At 43.0% G+C, this 6,774-nt stretch carries 6 protein-coding genes; all 6 read right to left on the bottom strand.

The window, feature by feature from the left end:
• Positions 1–350: helix-turn-helix domain-containing protein (locus QUA62_RS03905; protein ID WP_333402483.1), on the bottom strand; the 350-nt coding region annotated here is incomplete at its 3' end.
• A 79-nt stretch (positions 351–429) separates the two neighbouring features.
• Positions 430–996, bottom strand: a complete 567-nt coding sequence (locus tag QUA62_RS03900) for an MAE_28990/MAE_18760 family HEPN-like nuclease (protein ID WP_333402481.1) — start codon at positions 994–996, stop codon at positions 430–432.
• Entirely contained in the window at positions 996–2,117 is a 1,122-nt protein-coding gene (locus tag QUA62_RS03895) for a DUF262 domain-containing protein (protein WP_333402479.1), read from the bottom strand. The genes QUA62_RS03900 and QUA62_RS03895 overlap by 1 nt, the downstream gene beginning before the upstream one ends.
• Positions 2,118–2,280: 163 nt before the next feature.
• The gene (locus QUA62_RS03890) at positions 2,281–2,877 is read right to left on the bottom strand and encodes a Uma2 family endonuclease (protein ID WP_333402477.1); all 597 of its coding nucleotides are present in this window, start codon (positions 2,875–2,877) and stop codon (positions 2,281–2,283) included.
• A 78-nt stretch (positions 2,878–2,955) separates the two neighbouring features.
• Entirely contained in the window at positions 2,956–5,196 is a 2,241-nt protein-coding gene (locus QUA62_RS03885; RefSeq protein WP_333402476.1) for a phosphoketolase, read from the bottom strand.
• 210 nt (positions 5,197–5,406) lie between these two features.
• Positions 5,407–6,630: a COP23 domain-containing protein gene (locus tag QUA62_RS03880; RefSeq protein WP_333402474.1), complete on the bottom strand. Its 1,224-nt coding sequence runs from the start codon at positions 6,628–6,630 to the stop codon at positions 5,407–5,409.
• Positions 6,631–6,774 lie beyond the last annotated feature (144 nt).

Here is a 6,774-nt window from a genome sequence, read left to right as displayed (position 1 = left end):
ATGACATCGTACTCCTCTATTAAATAGATTTCTAGTTCGGATATATCCCAATATTCTTGGCATGATAACCACTGTATGGTTGATTCTTCCTCTTCTCTTGTTAGCTTGGTTTTCGCTCCTCTATAGCCTAATCTTAGACCTGGTATTCCTTGTGTTATAAATCTTTTTTTCCATTTACTTACATAACCTTGAGATACATTTAGTATATTTTCTATCGCTCTGTACACATAACCTTGTAGAGCCAGTTTTACGGCTAAGGCTCTCTTCATTTCTCGCGAGTCTCCATTACTATTTATAAATTTTATTAAACCTTCTATTTGTCTTTCTTTTTCATTTTGATTGGCTTCCATTTGCTTTCTTCCCTTTCATTTATTATCAAACTTTCCTATTTTACCAGAGAAATCCATATTTACATCTCAAATGGAATTGCTATATATACTCTTCTCGGTCAACAGTCAAATAGTTACCATGTGCAATTTCGTTTCTTGTTTTCAAAAGCTTGATATCGATTAATACCCGCTTAGTAGAGTATACAGAAAACTCTATCCCCAGAGTATAAGTTATTTCTTGCAAAATGTCAGAAGACAGATTGGATGCAGTAGAAATTGCATCTTTGTCTTTGTATGGCAAAGAGCATTTAGTATGTAAGTTAGAAAGGAAGAAATCACAAACAGGTATATATAATGATGGTTTATTGGTGTCTCTAGCCTCATTCAATTTTGTCTTCATTGCCAGAGCTAGAAAATTGCTACTAAGCTGATCGTAGCGAAGCTTTTGCATCGCAACATACTCTAGGTAACTATTTGATGCTAATTTGACAAAACCTTCCCAATGGGCATAGAGAATACATATTCCACTCCGAATCGACGCATTATGCCTTGGAGGAGAAACATTTCTCGCTTCTACCAAGGATTTGACTTCTGAAAGTTCCTTCTTTCGCCAAGCAAGATCATTTGAAAGTTTATCACTTAATTCTTCAGCAGTTCGGATACTCATTAGGGGGAAAATACTTCTCTACCAAGCGGAATCAGGTAAGGTAAACGTCTTGCAGCATTCCACCCTCCTCCCGACCGTGCTTGATAAGTTGGATGCGACCAAATACCTTTTATTTTATCGGATATCAGGTTTGTTTGAGGTAGATGTTTATAGTTGTATCCGATTCCCAATGCTACCACTTCATATGCCGATAATAGAAAACCACCCAAAAACCTGTCTTCTTCAGATTTATATTTTTTGAAACTATCCTCACCTATAGTTTTATCAAGAAGATCGAATGTTGTCTTGAATGCGGTTTCTATGTGGTGATAATCTAACTCTTTATTAGAAGCAACTTTACGCATTGTTTCGGTTAGGAAAACGTGAACATCACCACCCAATTTTTTAACGCTGATATCATCCTTATCAAATAGAAGTATGAAACGTAATACTAATTCCATATCATACTGTTCTTCATAGAGTTTATCACTTAAAGCAGTGCATTTTTTGAATGATTCATAATCTGCCAGTGAACGCATCAACTGATATAAATCTTTATTCAACATCAAAAGAATGCAATTTCTCATTTCTTGAGGCGTAGCAACTGAACCTCCTGTATTCAGTCGCTGAAATAGCTCATATTTAATCATTTCATCGCTTTCTTTCTCAACAATGTTGACAGCAATTTTTGAGCGTTTAATCAATAAACGCTGTGTTTGAGTGAAAGAATTATCTCGATCGTTTGGGTCGTCCCATTTTTTCCCTTCTAAAGAAGCTAAATATGTAGTTTTTTGTAAAGCTACTGGCTGTGTATTGTTTTCTGATTCATCTTTTTCTGATTCATCTTTTTTCAAAATACCGACAAATTCATATATTGTTGATAGTCTCTGACCACCATCTACAACATCCCAAACACCATCATCTCTTTGGCTAACAAAAATTGGTGGAATAGGTATACCTAGCAAAATCGATTCTATGAAGGTTGATTTTTGGTGATTGGACCAACGAAAAAATCTTTGAAAATCTGGATGGATATCGATCTCACTATTTTCATAAAGGCTGATCCACTCTCCAATAGACATTGAGTAGCCATCAGTCCGAATTTCTTGCCTTGTTTTATCAATCTCATCTTGCAGGGACATAGTTCAAGGTGTATTAAATGTTGTTATGTATAACCATTTATGTAGAATAGGAATACTTAGCTATTCTACAGTGTTGCGTTACGCTTGACAAAAAGTCAGTGTTTAACCCTGCAATTATAGCAGATCAAGCAATTTGTTGCGTAAATTTTATTAATCGACCAAATTACTGTTGCCTAATTCCCTGAATAAACTCCGTTTTTGCCTCAATCCTTGAAGGCCTTAAAACGCAACCTACCAACAATTCTAAATCCAATTCCGGCAGCAACTCACTTCTTGAAATTTGCTCATAATTATCCTGGCGCAGCCCATAAACAGAAAGCCGATTATTCTCCCAAAACCAAACTTCTGGAATGCGAAGTCGCAGATATTTAGCTAGTTTATTGGTGCTACCGCTAGTCATTGTTACCTCCACGGCTAGATCGGGATGCTCTTTTCTTGAACCTATATAATAAGACTCATCTGGTTCAAATGATACATCTCTTGCCCGGTCTCTGCGAGTCGCACTACCTACAGGAATATATTCAATTCCCATTTCACAAAAGTAGAGTTGTAGCAAAAAATTAAGAATACAACTGATTGTCTCATGTGCTTCGCCCAGTGTCATAAACTCGATCCACCCATCAAGATAAGTTATCCGCAAACCAGAAGAGTCGGCCATCAAAGATTCGATAGCCTCAAATTGCTCCCAAGTATAATAACCGGGGAGAATCAATCGCTGTTCTGCAAGCGTACCTATTTCTTCTAAAATTTTTGCTGTCATAGGTATCACAATCCTACTTGAATATTACTAGCCCCTACCCAGCACAAACCAGGCAGGGGCATTCACTCACATTCTAACTTAATGAACTAGCTCGATCGCCCTTTTAGTCAACGCCTCAGCAGTCAACCCATTAAACGCCATCAACTGACCAGCACTAGCAGTAGTTTCCCCCCGCTTCCAAGCGAAAGTATCCCGCTTGCAATTGCTGCGGAGCATCACAGGTTCCAACATCCCAGAAGCACCGCCTGTCACGCCAATCAAGGCATCTCCGCCAAACAATTTAGCAAATTTCTCATCGCTCAAAAAGCCGCCGTCAGCTTCCGAACAAGTATCCCAAGCAACATCGCTAGCACGATACAAACGCCGGGGATTCACAATAGAAACAATCCGCACTCCAATCCCTTCTGTTTCCAAAAATGCCGCCGCTTCAAACACTGGCATTAACGTCATGTCGCCGACAACTGCAAACACAACTTTCTTGCTCCCCCCTTGATTGTGGGGAGCTTGGGGGGAATCGACTTCGTGCAGCACTATTGCACCGTCTTGCAAACCTTGGCGAGTCTGTTCAAAAGTAGTGCGAATTGGCAGCGGCGACTTGCTCGCAGTAATCACAACTCCCTTATTTTTAGCAGCCAAAGCCCACTCGTAACAAGCTTGAATGCTGTTAGCATCCGGTGGAAACAAAGGAAACACATTTCCGTTCCGCATCATCGCCGCAAAATAAGCCTCAATTTCCGGCCGCTGGTGCGTCCAACCGTTGCGGCCTTGTTCCAATGCACCCGCTGTAAATAAGGTGACAGTTGCCGGAGTTGGACGGCGCAATTCTGCCATTGCTTGGGTTACAGTTTGCCAAATTGGTAAACCGTTGATGGCAAAAGATTCGTAGGAACACCACAAACTCCGCGCTCCAAATAGCGATAAACCTACGGCTAAACCAGCGCAAGCATCTTCGCTCAAAGGTTCGTAAACTTGACCGTTTGGCGATTGATTGTACAGGTCATCTGTCGTCGGGTGAATAATCTTAAGAGCTTGGTTGATATTGGCAATTGCCGATGCTTCATTGCCGTCAGCATTAGTGACAAGAAAAGTACGATCGCGCTCGCCAACTTTCCCTACCAAAACCCCCATTGCTGTTGTCGAAATCTTCGGTTCTCCCCCAACTGCAAATTCTTCTAAAGGCAATTCGCCTAAATCTGCCAGCGGCAATGTAAACTCAGTAACAACTGTTTTCGCCGCAGGCCCGCCGCCCGCACGCTCGCAATTTGTCCGCACCAACTCCCAAGCAGCCGCAGTCAAAGCGCGCTCTTTTAAAGCACTGATAATGTGCGGAGCATCCAGCGTATCTTTCGGATAAAGGTTGTGAGATTTTGCTCCGCGCGCGTGGACGCCGGCACCTTTCAACTGTTTGATAATAAACACAGTTAATTTGCCGCCGAGAGCAGATTTTGCCGCTTTGTCAACTCCTTGTAAAACAGCTTTGGTAAATGCCATGCGCTGTTCGAGCGAAAAAGCAGTGCTGTCAACATAATCTTCCGGTTGATTTTTATCGTCAAATTCCTTAGCATCAACTAAGATAACTTCTTCAAAACCGTTGCCTTGCCAATAAGCAATCATTTCAGCATTAGTTTTAGTCGAAACCATGCTGTGATGTTCCTGAGAATATCCGTTCCAAACCAACACAGGCAAAAAGTTAGTAACGCTGGGATAAGCAGTGTGGAAATGCGCCATGCTGCTCATCGGATAGGGTTCGCCCATACCGCCGTCGCCCATTGTGAAAGCAAACAGTTTTTCGCGGTGCAAAAGCGATCCAGCCATTGCGAAATGCTGCCCTTGTCCGAGGGGACCGGCCGGTGCTAAAAGACCGGGAATGAAACCGGAAAGATGTCCTAACAAACCGTCTTTTTCTCGGAATTTATCGCGCACTTGCTGCACGTTAACAATTCCCATATCCTCCAAAGATCGATCGAGAAACATGGCGCTGTAAAATCCCGGCGCGTGATGGCCGACTTCGGTGACAATGTTCTTGTGTCCGAGCATCACCAAAGCGGCATAAGCCTCAGCTTGGCTAGCGAAACCCCCTGGATGTCCCGATGCCTTGCTGGCGGTAACTTGCAGCGTCAGGTAGCGCAGGGCGTCTGCTCCCAGCATCGTTTGAAAGACGGCGACGGGATCGGCAGGATCGGCGATCGACTTGCTCCCCTCCGCGATCGCAGGTGCTTTCCCGTAAGTCTCAAAACCCGGCACACTCTCGGAGAAATACTGGATTCCTTCGCAAAAACTGGGAATTGCTGACGTTGCCTTCGGCGTAGTTGCAGTCATGCTTTATACCTGAAAAATTTAGATTGGATTAATGTAACAGTAATTTTATAGCTTCCGTGTTCCAAAAAATCATGAGTTCTATTATGTCAGTGATAAATAAGTAAAATATCTCAATTTTTAAGCTAATAAGTAGTTATTTGAGAACCCCGACTTATTAAAAAAGTTGGGGTTCTGTGTTTACCCATTACTAATCCATCTCAAATCCCAAATCTAAAATTGTTCCAGCCGTTCCCGGACATCGATATAAAGCGCAGTACCGCTTTCAGAAAGAGAAGGCACAGCCTTTTGATTCCCCAGCCAAACAAAAAAACTGCTAAGTGCAGGAGTCGGGTCTTGATCGCGACGCAGCGTGTAGATCAAACCTTCGCAAGGCCCATTAACGCGGCTTGTCGTGCAAATCGCTTTCTGGTTATTTACAATACCCACCGTGACATAATTTAGCTGTTTATTTCGGTTATAATTTTCAAGGCGCTGAGTCACTTGTTGGCAACGAGTTAGAGGATCGTAGCCAGAACCAGAAAAGAAATTAGAATTCCAGCGAATCCAAGGCTCCCTGAACCCTTGCGGATTTTGATACACAGTTACCGGCTCGCCCGTCGAGGTATCGCACACAAATCCTCCATAACCCAAACTCGGCTGGTTTTGACCAGATGCGCTGCTGATAGAAAGATTGCTGAGAATATCAAAGCCGTTATGCTTATTTTGTGATAGCAACTCCCTAAAAGCATCGATCGGGATTGCCGCGTTCAACCCCGTTTTTATCTCCTCAATCTGACCGTTCCACTGACTTCTAATTGTGCCAACAGTATCCCCCTGGCCGTGAATTCCTACCACCCTGCCATCAGCATCAAATACAGGCCCGCCGCTCATCCCGCGCCTGGTTACAGCTTGGTAGCGCAGACGATACCCTGATGAGGCGCTGCCCAAGCGAGAAGAGATAATACCAGCAGTAAACTCAAGTTTTCGTTCAAATCCCGAAATAGGCAGCGGATAGCCAGAAACGTAAATAGCAGAACCGACAACAGCACGTTCTGACTCGCCCATTGGTGCTACTGGATACTGTTCTCGGCTCTGAAACTGTATCAAAGCCAAGTCTATATCCCTGTCATCTTTCGGTAGTCGCTGTATTCTAATTGCAGCATAATCCTTCTCCAAATGAGTGCGAATGCTGTATTTTTGAGCGAGGCTTGCCACCACATGATTAGCTGTCAGAACCGTGTAAATATTACCCTGTTTGGCAATAATTACTCCCGATCCACTAGCCAAAAAACCCAGCGTATTGTTGACTTCCACAGTTGTCAACGTCGCTAGCTGGGCAATTTCTTCTGCTGTTTTGGCACAGGCAGCATATTGTTGGCTGACAACCGCCGTCACTGTTAATGCGCCTGTCAAGATGATTGTCAGCGCGTCAAACCGCAAACTCCACACATTCATCGATAACTCCCTAGATGAAACGAGGCGAACTGCAAATATATACTAATGGGAATTCCCCAACTGGATTTAACCATTTTCTGCTTTGTAAAACTTACCTAAACTTGTCTAAAATCGTTTTTAGACACAATCCGAGTTCACTTCCTA

It is taken from the genome of Microcoleus sp. MON1_C1, from assembly GCF_036701945.1.
Lineage (GTDB): Bacteria > Cyanobacteriota > Cyanobacteriia > Cyanobacteriales > Microcoleaceae > Microcoleus.
The sequence above is the reverse complement of the archived record's forward strand: the minus strand, read 5'-3'. Positions and strand labels throughout refer to the sequence as shown.

What these genes read in the sequence shown, in the direction of transcription:
- QUA62_RS03900 (WP_333402481.1), bottom strand. Translation starts at nt 996, where the DNA reads ATGAGTATCCGAACTGCTGAAGAATTAAGTGATAAACTTTCAAATGAT.
- QUA62_RS03895 (WP_333402479.1), bottom strand. Translation starts at nt 2,117, where the DNA reads ATGTCCCTGCAAGATGAGATTGATAAAACAAGGCAAGAAATTCGGACT.
- QUA62_RS03890 (WP_333402477.1), bottom strand. Translation starts at nt 2,877, where the DNA reads ATGACAGCAAAAATTTTAGAAGAAATAGGTACGCTTGCAGAACAGCGA.
- QUA62_RS03885 (WP_333402476.1), bottom strand. Translation starts at nt 5,196, where the DNA reads ATGACTGCAACTACGCCGAAGGCAACGTCAGCAATTCCCAGTTTTTGC.
- QUA62_RS03880 (WP_333402474.1), bottom strand. Translation starts at nt 6,630, where the DNA reads ATGAATGTGTGGAGTTTGCGGTTTGACGCGCTGACAATCATCTTGACA.